This is a genomic window from Halocella sp. SP3-1 (assembly GCF_003953885.1).
GTDB lineage: Bacteria > Bacillota > Halanaerobiia > Halanaerobiales > DTU029 > Iocasia > Iocasia fonsfrigidae.
The window spans coordinates 1,985,349-2,006,171 of record NZ_CP032760.1; the positions used below are offsets into that span (position 1 = coordinate 1,985,349).

General features: G+C 35.9%; 15 protein-coding genes and 1 pseudogene. 15 read left to right on the forward strand and 1 reads right to left on the reverse strand.

Annotation, left to right across the window (positions count from 1 at the left end; translation table 11 throughout):
• Window positions 1-301 precede the first annotated feature (301 nt).
• From D7D81_RS09400 to D7D81_RS09425, 6 genes are all read left to right on the forward strand, one after another.
• The gene (locus D7D81_RS09400; protein ID WP_125989424.1) at window positions 302-1,042 is read left to right on the forward strand and encodes an MIP/aquaporin family protein; all 741 of its coding nucleotides are present in this window, start codon (window positions 302-304) and stop codon (window positions 1,040-1,042) included.
• Between the two features lie 48 nt (window positions 1,043-1,090).
• Complete coding sequence (gene glpK / locus D7D81_RS09405; protein WP_125989426.1) at window positions 1,091-2,584, forward strand: glycerol kinase GlpK; 1,494 nt, start codon at window positions 1,091-1,093, stop codon at window positions 2,582-2,584.
• A gap of 218 nt (window positions 2,585-2,802) precedes the next feature.
• Window positions 2,803-4,311, forward strand: coding sequence for an NAD(P)/FAD-dependent oxidoreductase (locus tag D7D81_RS09410; protein ID WP_125989428.1), 1,509 nt, complete (start codon window positions 2,803-2,805; stop codon window positions 4,309-4,311).
• Window positions 4,298-5,581: an NAD(P)/FAD-dependent oxidoreductase gene (locus tag D7D81_RS09415; protein WP_205739406.1), complete on the forward strand. Its 1,284-nt coding sequence runs from the start codon at window positions 4,298-4,300 to the stop codon at window positions 5,579-5,581. The genes D7D81_RS09410 and D7D81_RS09415 overlap by 14 nt, the downstream gene beginning before the upstream one ends.
• Window positions 5,568-5,939 carry a DUF1667 domain-containing protein gene (locus D7D81_RS09420; RefSeq protein ID WP_125989430.1) on the forward strand — a complete coding sequence of 124 codons (372 nt, stop codon included), beginning with the start codon at window positions 5,568-5,570 and terminating at the stop codon, window positions 5,937-5,939. Before D7D81_RS09415 ends, D7D81_RS09420 begins: the two co-directional genes overlap by 14 nt.
• A gap of 15 nt (window positions 5,940-5,954) precedes the next feature.
• Window positions 5,955-6,521: a glycerol-3-phosphate responsive antiterminator gene (locus tag D7D81_RS09425; RefSeq protein WP_125989432.1), complete on the forward strand. Its 567-nt coding sequence runs from the start codon at window positions 5,955-5,957 to the stop codon at window positions 6,519-6,521.
• Here D7D81_RS09425 and D7D81_RS09430 read toward each other — a convergent pair.
• A complete protein-coding gene (locus D7D81_RS09430) occupies window positions 6,507-7,523 on the reverse strand; it encodes a LacI family DNA-binding transcriptional regulator (protein ID WP_164522193.1) in 1,017 nt (338 codons plus the stop codon). The two genes, D7D81_RS09425 and D7D81_RS09430, sit on opposite strands and share 15 nt — an antisense overlap.
• A gap of 191 nt (window positions 7,524-7,714) precedes the next feature.
• Here D7D81_RS09430 and D7D81_RS09435 point away from each other — a divergent pair.
• The 9 genes and pseudogenes from D7D81_RS09435 (at window position 7,715) to bioA (ending at window position 20,821) form a co-directional block, all read left to right on the forward strand.
• Window positions 7,715-8,681: pseudogene (locus tag D7D81_RS09435) on the forward strand (ABC transporter permease).
• A 3-nt stretch (window positions 8,682-8,684) separates the two neighbouring features.
• The gene (locus D7D81_RS09440) at window positions 8,685-9,548 is read left to right on the forward strand and encodes an ABC transporter permease (protein ID WP_125989436.1); all 864 of its coding nucleotides are present in this window, start codon (window positions 8,685-8,687) and stop codon (window positions 9,546-9,548) included.
• Window positions 9,549-9,792: 244 nt separating this feature from the next.
• A complete protein-coding gene (locus D7D81_RS09445) occupies window positions 9,793-11,136 on the forward strand; it encodes a GH1 family beta-glucosidase (RefSeq protein WP_125989438.1) in 1,344 nt (447 codons plus the stop codon).
• A gap of 46 nt (window positions 11,137-11,182) precedes the next feature.
• Window positions 11,183-13,666 (forward strand): glycoside hydrolase family 2 protein, encoded by a 2,484-nt coding sequence (locus D7D81_RS09450; protein WP_125989440.1) that lies wholly within the window; start codon window positions 11,183-11,185, stop codon window positions 13,664-13,666.
• A 190-nt stretch (window positions 13,667-13,856) separates the two neighbouring features.
• A complete protein-coding gene (locus D7D81_RS09455) occupies window positions 13,857-14,861 on the forward strand; it encodes a glycoside hydrolase family 130 protein (protein WP_125992058.1) in 1,005 nt (334 codons plus the stop codon).
• On the forward strand, window positions 14,851-17,079 hold the full coding sequence (locus tag D7D81_RS09460; RefSeq protein WP_125989442.1) for an alpha-galactosidase: 2,229 nt from the start codon (window positions 14,851-14,853) through the stop codon (window positions 17,077-17,079). The genes D7D81_RS09455 and D7D81_RS09460 overlap by 11 nt, the downstream gene beginning before the upstream one ends.
• Window positions 17,080-17,153: 74 nt before the next feature.
• A complete protein-coding gene (locus tag D7D81_RS09465; RefSeq protein WP_125989444.1) occupies window positions 17,154-18,356 on the forward strand; it encodes an AGE family epimerase/isomerase in 1,203 nt (400 codons plus the stop codon).
• Between the two features lie 384 nt (window positions 18,357-18,740).
• Complete coding sequence (bioD, locus tag D7D81_RS09470; protein ID WP_125989446.1) at window positions 18,741-19,448, forward strand: dethiobiotin synthase; 708 nt, start codon at window positions 18,741-18,743, stop codon at window positions 19,446-19,448.
• A gap of 26 nt (window positions 19,449-19,474) precedes the next feature.
• Window positions 19,475-20,821, forward strand: a complete 1,347-nt coding sequence (bioA, locus tag D7D81_RS09475; RefSeq protein ID WP_125989448.1) for an adenosylmethionine--8-amino-7-oxononanoate transaminase — start codon at window positions 19,475-19,477, stop codon at window positions 20,819-20,821.
• Window positions 20,822-20,823 lie beyond the last annotated feature (2 nt).

Consider the following 20,823-nt stretch of genomic DNA (forward strand, 5'->3'; position numbering starts at 1 on the left):
ATTTTAAAAAATAAATAAATTAGCAATAATTTGACATTTTTTAATTTTTGTGATATATTCTTATTATTGATAGTTAAAAAATAAATAGATAAATAAGGTGGAGAACAAGAGAAAACCTTATTGAGTGTTAAATGGTGAGGGACATGGCTTTTTTAATGTCTTGTAACTTAATTGACTCTCAATAAGGTTTTTTTATTTATAAATTTATAAGGTGGTGATTAAAGTGTAAGAGATTTAAGTTATGTAAAATGTGGTTTATGTAAGTGTTTAATTATTTAAAAATTATTAGGGAGGATAACGAATGTTAAACATTGCTAAGTATTGTGCTGAATTTTTTGGAACAATGATTTTAGTATTGTTGGGTGATGGGGTAGTTGCTAATGTTTTGCTAAAGAAAACAAAGGGTGAAGATAGTGGCTGGATTGTTATAACAACAGGGTGGGGTTTGGCAGTGGCAATGGCAGTATATGTAACTGGATGGGTTAGTGGGGCACATATTAATCCTGCAGTTACAATAGGTCAAGCAATAATCGGTAAGTTTCCCTGGGTATTAGTCCCTGGTTTTGTAATTGCGCAAATATTGGGGGGTCTTGTTGGAGCATTATTAGTTTATGCTGCATATAAGGATCATTTTGCTGTAACTGATAACCCTGATCTTAAATTGGCTGTATTTTCAACTGGCTCTGAAGTCAGAAATTTCACCTGGAATTTTGTCACAGAGCTTCTTGGAACAGCAATGTTATTAATTGGTGTGTTGGGAATTACAAATGGTCATAACCAGATAGGGTCTTTGGGTTCTCTATTAATAGGCTTTTTAGTATGGTCAATTGGCTTAAGCCTGGGTGGGCCTACAGGTTATGCCATTAATCCAGCTAGAGATTTAGGACCTAGGATTGCTCATGCCCTTCTTCCAATACCTGAAAAAAGAGATTCAGATTGGGCTTATGGATTAGTAGTTCCCGTCTTTGGGCCTATTGTAGGTGGAATTATGGGAGCTTTTGTATATCAGTTTTTCTTGCGGATTTGGAATTTAACATATTAAAAGTAGATATATAGCTACTTAATTTGATAAAACCTAGGAGGGTTATTAATGGAAAAGTATATTTTATCGATTGATCAGGGAACTACCAGTTCAAGAGCTATTATTTATGATAAAAAGGGGAGGGAGGTAAGTAAATCCCAAGAGGAATTTAAGCAAATTTATCCTAGGGCAGGATGGGTTGAACATAATCCAGAAGATATCTGGCGTTCTGTCATAGATGTTATTCAGGAGTCAATTAAAAGGGCAGAGGTTAAACCAGGTGATATTGCAGCTATAGGTATTACAAATCAGAGGGAAACAACGGTTATCTGGGATAAAAATACTGGTAAACCTGTTTATAATGCGATTGTCTGGCAGTGCAGACGAAGTACTAATATTTGTCAGAGGCTAAAAGAACAGGGCTTAGAAGACAAATTTAAGCAGAAGACTGGTCTTTTGCTTGATCCCTATTTTTCAGGAACAAAGATTAAATGGATTTTTGATAATGTAAGTGGAGTTAAAGAAAGAGCGGCAAAGGGTGAATTGCTTTTTGGAACAATTGACAGCTGGCTTATCTGGCGGTTGACAGCTGGTAGAATTCATGTTACTGATTATACTAATGCTTCCCGTACTTTAATTTATAATATCCATGACCTTGGCTGGGATTCTGAATTATTGGACATATTGGATATCCCAGAATCCATTTTACCTGAGGTAAAAGCAAATAGTGAAGTATATGGATTAACGTCAGCAGATGTTTTCTTTGGCGCAGAGGTTCCCATAGCGGGGATTGCCGGTGATCAGCAGGCAGCTTCTTTTGGCCAGTGCTGTTATCAGGAAGGAATGACAAAAATCACCTATGGAACCGGAGGCTTTATGTTAATGAATACTGGAGAAAGAGCTGTTAAATCAAAAACAGGTTTATTAACTACAATTGCCTGGGGTATAAATGGGAAAATTGAGTATGCCCTGGAAGGCAGTATTTTTATAGCCGGGGCTGCAGTCCAGTGGTTAAGAGATGAAATGAAGATAATAGATGATTCTACTGATTCTCAATATTTTGCTGAAAAAGTTCTGGATACAGCTGGGGTTTATGTGGTCCCTGCCTTTACCGGAATGGGTGCCCCTTACTGGGAACCTGATGCCAGGGGAATTATAGTAGGGTTATCGCGCGGTAGCAATAAAAACCATCTTATAAGGGCTACCTTAGAATCACTGGCCTATCAGAGTAAAGATGTAATTGATGCAATGCTAGGTGATTCCAGTGTTTCTTTGAAAGATATTAAGGTTGATGGAGGTGCATCAGCCAATGACTTCTTAATGCAGTTTTTAGCCGACATAACAGCTACCTGTGTTGAAAGACCTATAAATACAGAGACTACATCTACTGGAGCATCGTTTTTAGCTGGTTTGGCTGTTGGTTATTGGACAGACAGACAAGAAATTATGCACTTGCGGGAGATAGATAAAAAGTTTAAACCCCATATAGATGATAAAAAAAGAAAAAGTTTGTATCAGGGCTGGCAGAAGGCTGTTAAGGCAGCATTGAACTGGAGTATTTAGTGTAGTATAAGCAAAAAACACCTTGTAACTTGATTCTAGCTTTGATATAATTTAATTAAATTAAAAAATTCAAAAAAGCATAAAATAAAGATGGTAGAGAATAAGAGAGAGCCATTTTTATTGATATGGGGGAAGGTGTTGTCCCTTCTCTATCTAACCATGTCAATAAAAATAGGCTCTCTTATTTATTTCTTCGTAAAAAAGGGGGGTTAATTGTTATGAAATCTATAGAGAAAAAAACAGATATTTTAATCATAGGTGGAGGGGTTACTGGTTCAGCTATAGCCAGGGAATTATCCCGTTACAACTTAGATATTAGCTTAGTAGAAAAAGAAAGTGATGTAGCAGTTGGAACCAGCAAGGCAAATTCAGGTATTATTCATGCTGGTTATAATGCAGCTGCCAGTAGTTTAAAGGGGAAATTAAATAGTAGGGCTAATCCAATGTTTGATAAGCTATGTAGTGATTTACAGGTTCCTTTTAAAAGGATTGGGTCCTTAGTAATTGCTTTTAATTCTGATGACCTCAAAATATTGAAATGTGAGAAAGAAAATGGGGAAAAGATGGGGGTCAGGGGTTTGGAAATAGTCAGTGGTGACCGTTTGTTTGAAATGGAACCCCATTTGAATCCTGATGCCCAATATGCTCTTTATGCCCCTACAGCAGGTATAGTTTCAAGTTATGAACTTACTATAGCCTTAGCAGATAATGCAGTTTTAAATGGTGTTAAAGTAATGCTGGAGACAGAAGTAACGGATATAATTATAGATAATGACCAGATTAAGGGGGTTAAAACCAGTAAGGGTATAATTTATTGCTCACTGCTTATTAATGCAGCTGGTCTTTGGACAGATGATATAGCCAAAATGGCAGGTCATTATAATATGAAGATTAAGCCGAGGAAGGGTGAATATCATTTGTATGATAAAAGCTGGGGGAATGTTGTAAACCATGTCTTATTTCCAACACCGGCTAAATCGTCAAAAGGTATACTAGTAACACCAACTGTACATGGTAATTTGATGATAGGGCCTAATTCAGATGAGGTAGATGACAAGGAAGACCTGGCTACAACATCTGTTGGATTAAATAAGGTGTTTGCAGGGGCAAAAAGGTTAATACCGGGCCTCAGTAAGAGGGATATAATTACCTCTTTCTCAGGTTTAAGGGCCTGTGAGGAGAATGGAGACTTTATTATTGGATCCTCCAGTCAAATCAAAGGATTAATTAATGTAGCAGGAATCCAATCACCTGGTTTAAGTTCTGCTCCTGCTATTGCAGAAATGGTAGTTGATATGATTAGAGATATTAGTCAGGAAAATGATACTGGTTTTGAAATGCTATTAAAAGAGGATTTTAAAGAAAAGTTACCGGAGAGATATGTTTTTAATGACTACAATTATGATAGCTGGCAGCAGATAGTCGATAGTACCCCTGATTATGGAGAAATTATCTGTCGCTGTGAACAGGTTACCAAAGGTGAGATTGTTAATGCCATTCATCGACCTATTCCTGCCAGGACTCTTGATGCAGTTAAAAGGAGGACCAGGGCAGGAACAGGGAGATGTCAGGGTGGATTTTGTGGTCCCCGGGTTTTAGATATAATAGCAGATGAATTAGAGATTTCACCACTTGAAGTTACTAAAAAGGGCAGAGGGTCAGAAATATTAGAAGGAAAAACTAAAGATATATTACTAAAGGCAGGTGAAGTTGATGAAACAGTATGATTTGGTAGTAGTAGGAGGGGGACCTGCTGGATTAGCGGCAGCATTAGCAGCAGAAAAAAATAATGTTAAAAAGATACTGGTTCTTGAAAGAGATAAGTACCTGGGAGGGATTCTGCAGCAGTGTATTCATAATGGATTTGGTCTGGAATACTTTAAAGAAGAACTGACTGGCCCAGAGTATGCAGCTCGTTTTATCGGCAGGTTAAAAAATAGTAATATTGACTATAAAACAGAAACAATGGTTATAAATATAACATCTGATAAATGTGTCACTGCGCTCAACAGACAGGATGGTATTATAAATATAGAAGCCAGGGCAGTTATTTTAGCAATGGGCTGTCGTGAAAGAACCAGAGAAGCAATATGTATACCGGGGGATAGACCTGCTGGTATTTTATCTGCAGGAACTGCTCAAAGATATATTAATATTGAGGGTTATTTACCAGGAAGAAAAGTAGTAGTTTTAGGCTCAGGTGATATTGGATTAATAATGGCCCGGAGAATGAAATTAGAAGGTGCAGAAGTAAAGGCTGTCCTGGAAATAATGCCTTATTCCTCAGGCTTAATTAGAAATAAGGTGCAGTGTCTAGATGATTTTGATATTCCTTTAAGGCTTAATCATACTATTATCAGAATTAATGGTAAAAAAAGAGTGGAAAGTGTTGTGACAGCAAAAGTTGACGAAAACCTGAAAGTAATTCCTGGAACAGAAGAGGAGATAGTATGTGATACAGTCCTTTTCTCAGTAGGTCTAATTCCTGAGAATGAATTGTCCCGGGAAGCAGGGATAAAATTAAATGAGATCACCGGTGGCCCTGTAGTAAATGAGATTAGAATGACTAATATCGATGGTATATTTGCCTGTGGTAATGTTTTGCAGGTTCATGATTTAGTGGATTATGTTACAGTAGAAAGTGAGATTGCCGGAAAATCAGCAGCTCTATATATTAATAATAATATTAGTAAACGGGAAAATAGCATAAGAATTAATGCTGCTGAAAATATTAGTTATGTTATACCCCATCAAATTGAATATTTGGAGAAAAACCGTAAATTTATAAAACTATTTATGAGAGTCAGTAAGCCAGCAGAGAATGTTAACATAATTTTGGAGAATGGAGATGGTGTAAAAATAAACTCTTATCAGCAAGATATCGTTACCCCAGGCGAAATGATAAAAATAGTATTACCAGAAAAATTCATAAAAAATTATATCAGGGAAATCAATGTAGCTGTGAAAAAGGAGTGTGATCTCCATGTCCAGAACTAATATAGTATGTATTAATTGTCCTAAAGGGTGCCGAATGACTGTAGAGACAGAAAATGATCATATTAAAAATATTTCTGGTTATTCATGTCCTATAGGAGAAAAATATGCCAGGGATGAGTTTGAAAATCCAGTTAGGATACTTCCTACTACAGTCAGGGTTATAAATGGGGTTTTACCACTAGTATCTGTTAAAACAGAAAAACCAATAGCAAAGGAGTTGCTGCTGGATGCTATGCGAGAGATTGCTAAAATAGAAGTTGAGGCACCTGTATACTTAGGTCAGGTAGTTAAAGAGAATTTATTAGATACTGGGGTTGATTTGATAGCAACAAGAACTATCAGTTCTCAAAGAGGATAGGGGAGGAATTTTTAAATGTATCATTTAAAAAAATTTTTTAAACGCAACCCAGTAATTGCTGGTTTAAGAAAGGATCTAAGTCTTAAAATGATATTAAAGAGTTCTGTTATTGCTATCTTTCTACTTGATGGTAATATTTTTAGTCTACCTGATATAATGAAACAGGCCCGCAATAATGATAAATTGGTCTTTCTTCATATTGACCTGGTAGAGGGCATAGGGAGAGACAAAGTTGGGGTGAAATATTTAGCTAAAAATAATCTGTGTGATGGTATTGTGTCTACTAAAAGTAATCTTATTAGGGCTGCTAAAAAGGAAGGACTAATGGCTATACAGCGACTTTTCCTCCTCGACTCTGCTGCTTTAAAGGCCGGGGAGAATCTGCTAGGTAAAAATCAGCCTGATGCTGTAGAAATACTACCAGGTATAGCTGCCCCTTATTTTATTGATCATATTAAACATAAATTAAGCTGTCCAATAATTGCTGGTGGTTTAATTACTAAAAGAGAGGAGGTAGAACAGCTGATACAAAAAGGGGTTTTTGCTGTTTCAACAAGCAACCCCGGGTTATGGGATTGGTAAACCCTTAACTGACTCTCTTTCAATTAATTCAGTAGGTATTACAGATTTAGTCGCCTTTTTCTCTGGATTATCTATTCTGTCAAATAATTTTTTGGCTGCCTCCTGTCCCATGCCTTCTTTATTGATATTGACAGTAGTTATACTAGGGGAGGTATAGGCAGTTACTTCGATATTATCAAAACCAACAAGAGATATTTCCTCTGGTATCTTATGTCCATATTTTTTGAAGGTTTGTAATAACCCCAGGGCAATTGCATCATTGGCGGCAAAGATAGCAGAGGGGAGTTTTTCTTTCAGAAATTCTTTAGCCAGTTCAACCCCCATTTTTTGATTAAAATTCTTATGTATTTTAATTATATCATTATTAATAGGTATATTATTATCCATTAATTCCATCTTATAAGCCTTAAATCTTTCCTGAAAACTTGGATGTGTCAGTGGTCCACCGGCATAGCCAATTTTTTTATGTCCTTTTTTAATCAGATATCTTACTGCCTCCATAGTACCATTATAATTATCAGAGACGATACAATCCAGTAAGGGAGATTTCAGATAATTGTCTACCAGTACTGTTGGGAATTTCAATTTTTCTATAGCCCTAATCAACTCATAATTAATGTCAGCCCCGGCCAGTATAAGGCCGTCAACTTTATTCTGACTGATAATTGGAGGGATTTCTTTTTTATTAAGATCGGATAATTTAATAGTAGAAAAGAGGAGATTATAATCATAATTTTCAACTTCAATTTCTACACCAGCGATAACTCTGGTATAAAAGGGATTATTGAAGATTGGAATGTGTCTTCTGGTCATAATAAAGGCAATGTTATGACTTTTTAGATGGGCCTGACTGTGAAAAGAGAAATAATCAAGTTCTTTGGCTATATTGATAATTCTTTGTCTGGTTGCCTGGCTTACTCCGGGTTTATTATTGAGTGACTTGGATACAGTAGAAATTGATACAGCTGCTTTTTCTGCAATATCTTTAATTGTTACCCCCATGTTATCCATCCTTTGTAATAAAATTGGTCTTCTATTTCATATATTATACCATATTTTTTTATTAAATTAAAAATATTATCGTTTAAATTATTTGAAAAAAAGAAAAAATCATGATATAATAAACAAAATATTTTCTTAAATTAGAGAAAATATTATTTTTATAAAAAAAAGTAGATGAATTTTGTCAACTAATGGAAACTGGGGTGCTCATAACCTTTGTCCTTGCTGTAACAATTAATTTCGTTATTCCCTGGATGATGCCTGGAGACCCTATCCAGTCTCTGATGTCCCGTTTTTCAGTAATGGAAGGTGGTAGAGAGATAATAGAGGAACAGTTAACTTTATTATTTAATTTAGATGACCCCCTGCCAGTTCAGTATTTAAATTACTGGAAGTCTATTTTTACCGGGGATTTTGGGATAAGTATTATGCAATTTCCCAAACCGGTTACTGCTATAATTAGTACGGCAATAATATATGATTTGATATTACTGATACCTGCTATTATCTTAAGCTCGATTGTTGGTAATAGACTTGGTGCCTTATCTGGTGTAAGTAAAAGGGCAGATAATATTATGATGCCGGTCTTCTATTTCTTGAGTTCGTCCCCTTATTTCTGGCTGGCCGGGGTTTTAGCATTTTTCCTCGGGGTACAGCTGGGCTGGCTGCCGATCAGTGGGGCCTATGGTGTATCAATGAACCCTGGTTTAAACTGGTCTTTTATACTTGATTATATTAGACACTGGTTTATGCCGTTTTTTTCTATGTTTCTTGTCCAGCTTGGTGGTTGGGCAATTGGTATGAGGAATATGATTATTTATGAAAGGAGTTCAAATTATTCCAGGTATATGGAGCCTTGGTGCATCAGATAGATTAATCAGGAGCTACGGTTTTAGAAACGGTGTTTTACCACAGGTGACAGGACTGGCTTTAAGAATAGCCCAGCTGATAGGTGGCGCTATTACTGTAGAGACTGTTTTTAATTACCCGGGATTAGGAAGAATGATGTTGAGCTCTGTAGTAAATCAGGATTATTTCCTATTACAGGGTATATTTCTGGCCGTGGTTATCATGGCTCTAGCTGCCAATTTTGTGGTAGATATTATTTATATGTTTATTGATCCGCGGGTAAGGCTTTCATTTTCTGGGGAGGTGTAATTAATGATATCAAATTTCTGGCAAGAACACGAAAATCTATATTATGCAATTACCAATAAAAAAGTAGTATTTGGTTTAACAATATTTCTGTTAATAATTTTACTGGCTGTCTTTGGTCCAATGATATCATCTTATGACTATGAGGAATATGCAGGTGAGGCTTATCTTCCCCCGTCAGGAGAGCATTTCTTTGGAACAACTATTATGGGGAAAGATGTATTTACCCGGACTGTTTATGGGCTCCGCTCAACACTAATAGTTGGTTTTGTAGCTGGTACAATGGCTACTCTGATTGGCTGTATAATAGGTTTTCTCGCTGGTTATTACGGTGGGCGACTATTTGATGAGTTTTTGATGATGTTTACTAATATTTTTATTGTTATCCCGCAACTGGCCTTATTAATTGTAATCTCTGCATTTCTGGAGGTAAGGGGCACACTGGTAATGTCTGTTATTGTTGCAGCAACAGCCTGGCCCTGGCTGGCAAGGGCTGTCAGGTCACAGACCCTGTCACTTAGAAATCAGGAATATGTTAATCTATCCAGGATTTCTTCCCTGAAGGTCTCCAAGATTCTAAGGGAAGATATTGCTTCTAATATGTTTTCATATGTATTTATGGCTTATATCCAGCAGTTTAATGGGACTATGCTGGCAACGGTTCAACTGGAATTTCTGGGTCTCGGTCCAACTAAGGGGGTTTCACTCGGTCTTGTCATGCAAAATGCAGTTAACTGGAATGCTATTCAATTAGGAATGTGGTGGTGGGCTATTATCCCTGGTCTAATATTAACTATTATGATTACTGCCCTATACTTTGTTAATACAGGACTTGATGCAGCCTTTAATCCGCGCTTGAGGGAGATGTAAGCCGATGAGTAAAAATATATTAGAGATAAAGAACCTAAAGGCATATTATAAGGTTTTAAAGGGTGAGGTTAAGGCTGTGGTACGATATAAGCCTTACCAGAGAAAATTATAGATGATGTTGAGGACTTCTATAAAGATAATGCAGGAAAGGGTTTTGTAGAGATAGAAAAAGGTCACAGCGTGCTTTTTAGTAATAAATAAGTTAAAATATAACAAAAACATCTAGATTAAGGGGGAATTATTAATGACAGAATTTGTTTTTCCAGAGGATTTTGCATGGGGGGCTGCAACTGCTTCTTATCAGATTGAAGGGGCTTATCAGGAAGACGGCAAGGGGGAATCTATCTGGGATAGGTTTACCCATAGTAGAGGGAATATAGTAAATAATGATACAGGTGATGTAGCCTGTGACCATTATCACCGCTATCGGGAAGATGTAGTACTTATGAAGGAACTGGGGCTTAACAGCTACCGTTTTTCTATTGCCTGGCCGCGTATCTTACCAGATGGGAAAGGAAGGGTTGAGCAGAAGGGTCTCGATTTTTACAAACGCCTGTTAGATGCTTTGCTGGAGGTAGGAATAAAACCGCTTGTAACCCTTTATCACTGGGACTTACCGCAAAAATTACAGGAAAAAGGTGGCTGGGAAAACAGGGATACAGTCAAATACTTTAATGAATATGTTCAGTTAGTGTACCGGGAACTGGGGGAGTACGTTCCCCGTTGGATTACCCATAATGAACCCTTTGTAGCAGCATTTTTAGGGAATTTCCTTGCTGAGCATGCACCGGGTTATCAGGACCTGGGTAAGGCAATACAGGTTGCCCATAATCTCTTGCTTTCACATGGTATGGCTGTTAAGGGTTTTAGAGAGAGCGGACTTAATGGGGAAATAGGTATTACCCTGGATTTAAATCATGTTTATGCCGCCTCAGATAGTGAAAGTGATAGATTGGCCAGGGATTATTGTGATGCCTTTAATAACCGCTGGTTTTTAGACCCTATCTTTAAAGGAAAGTACCCTGAGATTTTAATGAATCTCTACCAGGAAGAATTGAATAAAATTGAGATTCAAGATAAAGACATGGATATTATCAGTCAGGAGATAGATTTTCTTGGTATCAATTACTATTCAAGGGCAGTGGTTAGCTATGATGAAGACAGTTTTTTTAAGTATAAACAACTTGCCCCACAGAAATCAGAGTATACTGCCATGGACTGGGAAATTTACCCTGAGGGCTTATATGACCTCTTAAAAAGAATAAATAGGGATTACACCTCAAAACCACTCTATATTACAGAAAATGGTGCTGCTTTTGATGATGAACTAGCTGAAGATGGTAAAGTATATGATGAACAGCGTATAGCTTATTTAGAAAAACATATCAGGGCTGCCCATAAAGCAGTTAGAGATGAAGTGCCTTTAAAGGGTTATTATCTCTGGTCATTAATGGATAATTTTGAATGGGTCTATGGTTATAGCAAACGTTTTGGAATAATATATATAGATTATGAAAATAAGCAGCGGAGGGTCTTAAAGGACAGTGCCAGGTGGTATCAAGAGCTTATTGTTCAAAATGGTTTATAAACTTTAAATCAATAAATTATTATTATGTTAAAGGGGTTGCATATACTTGAAAATTAAGTCCTTAAATGGAAAATGGCAGTTAAAAGAGAGCGGCAAGGCTAATTTTCTTACTGCAGAAGTGCCAGGGTGTGTACATACAGATCTCTTGTCAGCAGGTAGAATTGAAGACCCTTTTTATCGGGATAATGAAAAAAAGATACTGTGGATTGCTGAATCAGACTGGGAATATGAGAGGGATTTTGTTATTTCACCTGAATTTTTATCCTTTGAGAGGATACTGCTTTGCTGTCGAGGGCTTGATACACTGACAACTATCTATCTTAATGGAGAGAAAATAGCCCAAACAGATAATATGTATCGCAGTTGGGAATTTGATGTTAAAGGGGTTCTAAGACCAGGAAATAATATTATAAAAATATATTTCACTTCACCAATGTCTTATCTTTTAGAAAAAGATAAAGAATTTTTTCTGCCTGCCTGGAGTGTAGGTGAACACCGCCTTCATGGAGCTGGTTGGTTACGCAAACAGCCCAGTAATTTCGGCTGGGACTGGGGACCTATGTTAGTTACTATGGGTATCTGGAAGGATATAGAATTAATCGCTTTTAATCAAGGGCGAATTAGTGAAGTTAAGATTAATCAAAGACATAAGGGAGATGGAATGGTAGACCTTAAAGTAGCTATGAGTTTAGAAAAATTAATTTCTAATGAACTTAAAGGAGAAATTATATTTTCTCTTGATAATGAAATTGTTTTTAAGAGTGATTTAAGCTTTATCAATGATTGTGTAGAAATAGAATTTACAATTCCTGATCCTAAATTATGGTGGCCTAATGTAATGGGAGAACAAGCACTTTATGACCTGAGAATAAATCTTTATAACCGTAGTGGCCAAAAAATTGATAGTGATCAACGTAAAATTGGGCTCAGGAAACTGGAATTAATTAGAGAAGACGACCAGTGGGGTCAATCCTTTAAATTTGCCGTTAATGGTGTAGAGTTTTTTGCTAAAGGGGCTAACTGGATTCCGGCAGATGCTTTTATAACCAGAGGTAGTGGTGATGACTACCGCCGTCTCCTGGAGGATGTGGCTGCTGCCAATATGAATATGCTCCGTGTCTGGGGTGGGGGCATTTATGAAAATGATATTTTCTATGAGATCTGTGATGAACTGGGGATCTGTGTCTGGCAGGATTTTATCTTTGCCTGTGGAACCTATCCGAGTTTTGACAATAATTTTATGGCAAATGTAAAAGTCGAGGCAGAACAGAATGTCAAACGAATTCGACACCATGCCAGTCTGGCTCTCTGGTGTGGTAATAATGAGATTGAACAGGGAATAGCAGGAGACAAATGGGATTCAGAAAAAATACAAATGCCCTGGTCTGATTATAAGAAGTTATTTGATGAGTTATTAGCAGGTATTGTAGCTAAACATGACCCAGGAACTGATTACTGGCCGGGTAGTCCTCATAGTCCTGTAGGAGATAGAAATAATTTTTATAATCCCTGCTGTGGAGATGCCCATGTCTGGGATATCTGGCATGGCAAGAAACCCTTTGAATGGTATAGAAAATGTGAGCATCGTTTTAATAGTGAGTTTGGATTTCAGTCATTCCCTGAACCAAAAACAGTGTATAATTATACCCAGGCTAAAGACAGGAATATTTCTAGTTATATTATGGAAGAACACCAGAGGAGTGGTATTGGTAATACAACCATCATCCAGTACATGCTGGACTGGTTTAGACTGCCGACTTCTTTTGATAACCAGCTCTGGCTTAGTCAGATCTTACAGGGTCTGGGAGTAAAGTATGCAGTTGAGCATTGGAGAAGGGGTATGCCCCGGGGTATGGGAACACTTTACTGGCAGTTAAATGATAACTGGCCGGGGGCCAGCTGGTCTTCGATAGATTATTATGGTCGGTGGAAGGCATTACATTATATGGCTAAAAAGTTTTATACCCCGGTACTCCTTTCTTTACTTGAAGATCTTGAGCACTATACTGTAGAAATACATATTAGTAATGATAAAAGGAAGGATTTACAGGGTGAGGTTTTCTGGGAGTTAACAGATCTTTCAGGTAAATCAATAATAAGTGATCACTTTCTTGTAAATATAAAAGCACAGCAGGATAATTTACTTAAAACACTTGACTTTAAAAAATATCTTGAGAAATATGGTAAGCAAAATTTATTACTCTACTCTGAATTAAAACTTGGTGGTGAGATTGTTTCTGATAATTTCCTTAGTTTCGCTAAACCTAAACACCTAGAACTGGTCCAGCCTGGAATAGAATATGAAATAGAAAAAATCTGTGATAAGAAATATAAACTGCAGTTTACTGCTGTCAAACCAGCATTATGGGTTTGGCTTGAAGTTGCAGGGATTGATGCTAGATTTAGTGATAACTTTTTCCACCTATATCCTGGTAGAAAAATAGATATTATTTTAGAGATTAATCAAAACCTAACACTACCGCTTTTAAGAGAAAAGATAATGATCAGGTCCTTAGTTGATACATATTAATCTTTTAAATGTGTGTTCGAAAAGATATATAATCCCCGGCGGTATATATTGATACTTTCTGAACAGGCTATTTGAGAGGTTTATGCTTATTTCTCAATATTGGAAATAGTTTTTCTTTGTGAAAATATATAGTCTAGTAATAATTAATTTAGAAATTATTTAATAAAAATAAGGAGAGTGTTTAACAATGATAGATAAGTTCAAGATAATCGGGGATCCATTACCTAATATTCCCTGGGAAGATAAACCAAGTAACTGTAAAGAGGTAGTCTGGCGTTCAAAAAAGAACCCTATTATCTACCGTAATGCCATTCCCAACTCTAACAGTATTTTCAATAGTGCAGTTATTCCCTTTAAAAATGGATTTGCTGGTGTATTCAGGGTTGATGATAAATCTCGTAATATGAATCTTCATGTTGGTAAGAGCAAGGATGGTATTAACTGGGAGATTGAGGCAGAACCTATTAAGTTTAATTATGATGATGAAGAAATGGCTCATTCATCTTATAAATATGACCCGCGTTTATTGAAACTCGGTGATAGATATTACGTGAGCTGGTGTAATGATTATCACGGGCCAACAATTGGTTTAGGCTATACAAGAGATTTTAATGAATTTTATCAGTTGGAAAATGTCTTTTTACCCTTTAATAGAAATGGGGTGCTTTTCCCACGTAAAATAGATGGCAAATATCTGATGTTGAGTAGGCCGAGTGATAATGGTCATACCCCTTTTGGTGATATTTTTTTGAGTCAGAGTCCTGATATGATCTACTGGGGAGAACACCGTTATGTGATGGGGACTACAGATGGATGGCAGAGTACTAAGATTGGAGCTGGACCGGTGCCAGTAGAGACTAGTGAAGGTTGGCTATTAATCTATCATGGGGTCCTGACTTCTTGTAATGGTTATGTCTATAGTATGGGGGCTGCTATCTTGGATCTTGAAGAACCCTGGAAGGTAAAATATAGAACCAAACCTTATCTTCTTTCCCCTCAAAAGGATTATGAATGTGTAGGGGATGTACCAAATGTTGTTTTCCCGTGTGCCAGTCTTTATGACCCGGCTACAGGCAGGATGGCAATTTATTATGGTGGGGCAGATACTGTTGTTGCCCTGGCTTATACTAAGATAGATGAATTGATTGATTTTATTAAAGAAAATAGCCTTAAGGAGGTTCTAAATGTCAATTAAGTTTAATCAGGAGAGAAACACCTTTCATCTTCAAGCTAAGGATATAAGTTATGTGATGGAGATTGTTAGTACTGGACATTTGTTGCATCTTTACTGGGGTAAAAAAATTAATACTGAGCTTGATTTAAGGTCTTTATTACCTGCGGGATTACGTAAAGGACATTTAAAATCAGAAAAGGCAAATAATTTTTCTTTAGATAATATTCCTCAAGAATATCCTGCCTATGGTCACACTGATTTTCGGCAACCAGCTTATCAAATTAAATTAGAAGATGGCTCTACAGTTAGTAATTTAAAATATATTTCTCATCAAATAAAAAAGGGCAAAGATAAACTTGAGGGATTACCTGCAACATATGTTGAAGATGATAATGAGGCAGATAGTTTGCTAGTTGTCTTATCTGATGAAAAAGCAAAATTAAAAGTGGAATTAAGTTATACAGTGTTTAAAGATTATAATGTTATAACAAGATCGGCTAGATTAATTAATGAAAGTAAAAAAAATATAAATATTAAAAGGGCTTTTAGTGCTGGAGTGGATTTTGCTGATTTTAATTTTGATTTGATTACTTCATCAGGTCACTGGAGTAGAGAAAATCACCTTAATAGGAGAAGACTTTTTCCTGGTATTCAATCTGTTGAAAGTACCAGAGGGGCAAGTAGTGCTCAGCATAATCCATTTTTAGTGCTGGCCAGACCTGATGTTACAGAAGATCAGGGTGAGGTTTACGGATTTAGCCTTGTATATAGTGGTAATTTCTGGGCTGGGGTTCAGGTTAATACCTTTGAACAGACTAGAGCCTTAATTGGGATTAATCCCTTTGATTTTAACTGGCTGCTTAAACCAGGGGAAGGGTTTCAGACTCCAGAGGTGGTAATGGTTTATTCTGATCAGGGTTTAAATAAAATGTCCCAAATTTACCATAAAATATATCGAGAAAGACTGGTCAGAGGTAGATATAGGGATCAGAATAGACCAATTTTAGTTAATAACTGGGAAGCGACATATTTTGATTTTGATGAAGAGAAACTATTGGAGATTGCTAAAGAAGGTAAAAAACTGGGTCTGGAGTTATTTGTGTTGGATGATGGTTGGTTTGGTAATCGTAATGATGATACTAGTTCTCTGGGAGATTGGTTTGTAGATAGATCAAAATTACCTAATGGTCTGGATTCACTTGTTAAAAAAATAAATGGGCTGGGACTTAGATTTGGACTCTGGTTTGAACCAGAGATGGTCTCTCCGGAGAGTAAACTTTATAAGAAACATCCAGACTGGTGTATTCATGTTAAGGGGAGAAGCCGTTCTCAGGCCAGAAGTCAATTAATTCTTGATTTAAGCCGTAGAGAAGTTAGAGAAAGGATTCTCAAAATGTTAACTGATATCCTGGAAAATACAAATATTTCTTATGTAAAATGGGATATGAACCGTAACATGACCGAGATTGGTTCAGCAGGACTTTCGGCAGAAAGACAGCGTGAATTACCGCACCGTTATATTTTAGGTCTTTATGAAATGTTGGAAACTTTAAGAATAAAATTTCCTGAAATTTTATTTGAAAGCTGTGCCAGTGGAGGAGGGCGTTTTGATCCAGGGATGTTATACTATATGCCGCAGACCTGGACAAGTGATAATACAGATGCAGTTGAGAGATTAAAAATACAGTATGGTACTTCTCTGATCTATCCATTAAGTAGTATATGTGCTCATGTTTCTGCTGTGCCTAATCACCAAGTGTCCAGAATCACTCCATTGAAGACCAGGGCAGATGTCGCTTGTTTTGCAAATTTTGCTTATGAGCTTGATTTAACTAAATTAAGTGATCAAGAAAAAGAAGAGATAAAAATGCAGGTTAGATATTACAAAGAAATCAGGCAATTAATTCAGCAGGGTAATTTTTATCGTTTGTTGAGTCCATTTGAGGGGAATAATGATACAGCTTGGATGGTAGTTTCTAAAAATAGAGAAGAAGCAATTGCGGCTTTTTATAAAGTCCTGGCTGAGCCTAACCCCTCTTATAGGAGGCTAAAATTAAAAGGACTTAAAGAAGATGGGATTTATAGGCTTAAGAATAGCAAAAAACTCTATGGTGGAGATGAGCTAATGTATGCTGGTTTAAATCTTCCACATGGATTTAATGGTGTGCAAGAAGATGGAACTATTTTTAAAGGTGACTTTCAATCTATACTCTGGCATTTTGAGCTTGTAAATAGATAATCTTGAAATTGTTGAATTTGGAGATAAATATTAGTTTTAGGGTATTAAGATAATTCAATCAAGAGGGGTTTTAAGTGGATACAAATAAATTATTGGAGTTCAAGAAATCAGTTGAAAAAGAAAAAGATAATTTGCTCAACTTTTGGATAGAAAATGCTGTTGATGAGGAAAATGATGGTTTTTATGGTGAGATAGTTAATGAAGGTAAGGTTAATTTTACTGCTGATAAATCACTAATTTTAAATACCCGTATTCTCTGGAGTTTTAGTAATGCCTACCGGGAAGATAAAAAAGAAGAGTATTTGGCGATGGCCAAGAGGGCTGCTAGCTATTTACTAAATAATTTCTGGGACCAGGAATATGGTGGGTTTTACTGGCTGTTGGATTATCAGGGAAAAGTGGCAACAAACAAAAAACAGATTTACGGGCAGGCCTTTGCTATATATGCTTTTAGTGAATATTATAGGGTAACAGGTGCTGATGATATTTTAACTTTATTACTTGACCTTTTTTCCTTAATAGAAAAATACAGTAATGACAAAAAATATAAGGGATATTTTGAGGCCTGTAGTAGAGACTGGTTGTCAATGCCAGAAGATATGAGTCTCAGTGAAAAGGATATGAATGTCAGTAAATCTATGAACACCCACCTGCATATTTTAGAGGCCTATACAAATTTTTATCGGGTTTGTTCTAAGGAGAAATTAAAGGATAAACTTATAGGGTTAATTCGAATATTTCTAAAATATATTATTGACAATGAAAAGAATTGTTTTAGACTTTTTTTTGATAGGGATTGGAATATTTGTTCGGACATTGTATCCTACGGTCATGATATTGAAGGCAGCTGGCTCTTGTGTGAGGCGGCAGGGGTGTTAGGTAGTAAGGATTTACGTGGAGAGGTAGAAAAAACAGCCTTGAAGATGGCTGAAAGGGTTTTAAAATCAGGGCTTATGGCTGATGGTAGTATTTACTATGAGTTTAATAAAGACAATTTAAATAAAGACCGCCACTGGTGGGTCCAGGCAGAAGCAGTAGTTGGTTTTATTAATGCCTACCAATTAAGTGGTGAAGAGATTTACCTCAATACTGCTTTAAATACCTGGCAGTACATTATTAATAATTTGGTAGATAGAGAATATGGTGAATGGTACTGGTTGATTAATGAACAGGGAAGGCCTTCTGATGAAGCCAAGGTTAATCCCTGGAAGTCTCCTTATCATAATAGTAGGGCCTGTTATGAGATAATCAATCGTCTTACTACAATTCTGTTATAATACTATTTTTATAAAACATGGCTATAAAAGAAAGAGGGGGATTATTAAAATTAAATCAAAAAAGGAGATACTTATTTATCTTGAATTTGGTCATGAGGATCTACCTCGCTTGTCCGATTATCACTTTGAATTTTTTTCTGAACTTTAAATATTAATTATTAATTATCTAGGAAAGTATGATTGAGCGTTTACTCCAGCAGATAGTCCAATTAGCCCGGCTTTTCTTTTGAGAAATTCCGGGTAGTCTTTTACCTTATTGTCAACCTAAAAAATATTTAAGTTGACAATAAGAAGAAGAGGAGTTATAATATATACTAATTTAACTGTTATATATTACCTAAAGTTAATGATTAAAAAAATTAGAATCCATATGAGGTGAATAAGATGAGTAAAGGAATATTTATTATTGGAACTGATACTGATGTTGGTAAGTCTGTAATTACAGCTGGTTTAGTATATTTATTAAGAAATAATGGCTATAATGCCTGTAGTTTTAAAGCAGTACAAAGTGGTGGAGTAAAAAAAGATGGGAAATTAATTGCTGAGGATGTTGAGTTAGTAAAACAGGTTTGCAATTTAACTGAAAAACAGGAAAATATGGTTCCTTATTGTCTTGAACCTGCTGTGTCTCCTCATCTGGCAGCACGTTTGACAGGAGTTGAGATTAAAAAGGAAAAAATAATAGAGGCATATAATAATTTAGCACAAAGATATGAGTATATAATTGCTGAGGGAAGTGGTGGTTTAGTAGTTCCTTTAATTAAAAATGATTATTTTATATATGATCTGGTAAAAGATTTAAATCTACCGGTAGTAATTGTAAGTAGGGCAGGTGTTGGAACTATAAATCATACTGTTTTAACTGTTGAGTATTGTTATAAGTTGGGACTTGAGGTAAAAGGGATATTTTTAAATAGATATACAGGAGAGGAATATGAAAAAGATAATATCAGAACTATAGAAAATTTAACTGGACAAAAAGTGCTAAGCATAGCTGATATAAAGGATTTAAATCATAATTATGATAAGTTAAAAGATGAGTTTGAAAGCAAGTTTGATATTAAAAATGTAATAAATATGTTGGAAAACTAAACTCAATTATATTAGGAGTGTTAAGAATGAATAATTTACAAAAAAAGGACTTGAAATATATATGGCATCCTTGTTCACAGATGAAGGATTATGAAGAATTGCCACCAATTGTTATTGAAAAGGGGGAAGGGGTATTCCTATATGATACAGAAGGCCATAGCTATCTGGATGCTATTTCCTCCTGGTGGGCTAGTCTGTTAGGGCATAATCATAAGCGTATCAAAGGGGCAATAAATAAACAGATAAATAAATTGGAACACATAATGATGGCCAATTTTTCCCATAAACCAGCAATTGAACTTGCCGAAAAAATAGTTGCTAAAACCCCTGACCGATTAGAAAAAGTTTTTTTTGCTAGTGATGGAGCATCATCTGTAGAAGTCGCTTTAAAATTAAGTTTTCAATATTTTCAAGAAGTCGGCAAACCCCAAAAAACCAAGTTTGCCTCCCTTTCAAATTCATATCATGGTGATACTTTAGGGGCTCTGGCAGTTTCTGATTTAGGAATATATAGGGATGTTTTTAATCCTATATTATGTGACACTATTCAAATAGAAGGCCCAGATTGTTATCGTTGTAAATTTGGGTTAAATAGGGAAAATTGTCAGGCAGAGTGTTTTAAAAAACTGGAAGAAACATTTGACGAATATCACGAGAAACTCGCTTCTATTATAGTAGAACCGATTGTACAGGGAGCAGGAGGAATGATGATCTATTCACCAGTCTATTTAAAAAAATTAAGACAATTATGTGATAAATATGATGTTTTATTGATTGATGATGAAATAGCTATGGGAATGGGTAGGACTGGAAAATTATTTGCCTGTGAACATGCAGGCATTTCGCCTGATATAATGACCATTTCCAAAGGAATTACGGCTGGTACTTTACCTCTTTCCTTAACTGTTATCTCTGACAAAATATATGATGCTTTTTATGATGATTATACAAAGGGTAGGTCATTTCTACATAGTCATACTTATAGTGGAAACCCGGTGGCCTGTGCGGTAGCCTGTGAAACATTAGATATATTTGAAGAAGAAAATATACTTGAAAAAAATAAAGAGAAGTCAGAGATACTTAAAGCTAAGATAGAAGAATATTTATTGGACCTACCTCAGGTTGGTGATTTTAGACATATTGGTATCTTAGGGGCTGTAGAATTAGTTAAGAACACAAAAAGGAAAGAACCGTTCAATTGGAAAGATAGAGTAGGTTTTAAAATTTATAAAAATGCTTTAAGAAATGGTCTTATTTTGCGTCCACTAGGTGATATTATTTATTTTATGCCTGCTTATGTCATTAATGAAGAAGAGATAGAGTTTATGGTTAAAACCGCCAGAAAATCTATTAAAGAATATTTTGAATCATAAGC

What these genes read in the sequence shown, in the direction of transcription:
- D7D81_RS09425 (WP_125989432.1), top strand. Translation starts at nt 5,955, where the DNA reads ATGTATCATTTAAAAAAATTTTTTAAACGCAACCCAGTAATTGCTGGT.
- bioD (WP_125989446.1), top strand. Translation starts at nt 18,741, where the DNA reads ATGAGTAAAGGAATATTTATTATTGGAACTGATACTGATGTTGGTAAG.
- D7D81_RS09430 (WP_164522193.1), bottom strand. Translation starts at nt 7,523, where the DNA reads ATGGGGGTAACAATTAAAGATATTGCAGAAAAAGCAGCTGTATCAATT.
- D7D81_RS09420 (WP_125989430.1), top strand. Translation starts at nt 5,568, where the DNA reads ATGTCCAGAACTAATATAGTATGTATTAATTGTCCTAAAGGGTGCCGA.
- glpK (WP_125989426.1), top strand. Translation starts at nt 1,091, where the DNA reads ATGGAAAAGTATATTTTATCGATTGATCAGGGAACTACCAGTTCAAGA.
- D7D81_RS09440 (WP_125989436.1), top strand. Translation starts at nt 8,685, where the DNA reads ATGATATCAAATTTCTGGCAAGAACACGAAAATCTATATTATGCAATT.
- D7D81_RS09415 (WP_205739406.1), top strand. Translation starts at nt 4,298, where the DNA reads ATGAAACAGTATGATTTGGTAGTAGTAGGAGGGGGACCTGCTGGATTA.
- bioA (WP_125989448.1), top strand. Translation starts at nt 19,475, where the DNA reads ATGAATAATTTACAAAAAAAGGACTTGAAATATATATGGCATCCTTGT.
- D7D81_RS09460 (WP_125989442.1), top strand. Translation starts at nt 14,851, where the DNA reads ATGTCAATTAAGTTTAATCAGGAGAGAAACACCTTTCATCTTCAAGCT.
- D7D81_RS09445 (WP_125989438.1), top strand. Translation starts at nt 9,793, where the DNA reads ATGACAGAATTTGTTTTTCCAGAGGATTTTGCATGGGGGGCTGCAACT.
- D7D81_RS09400 (WP_125989424.1), top strand. Translation starts at nt 302, where the DNA reads ATGTTAAACATTGCTAAGTATTGTGCTGAATTTTTTGGAACAATGATT.
- D7D81_RS09410 (WP_125989428.1), top strand. Translation starts at nt 2,803, where the DNA reads ATGAAATCTATAGAGAAAAAAACAGATATTTTAATCATAGGTGGAGGG.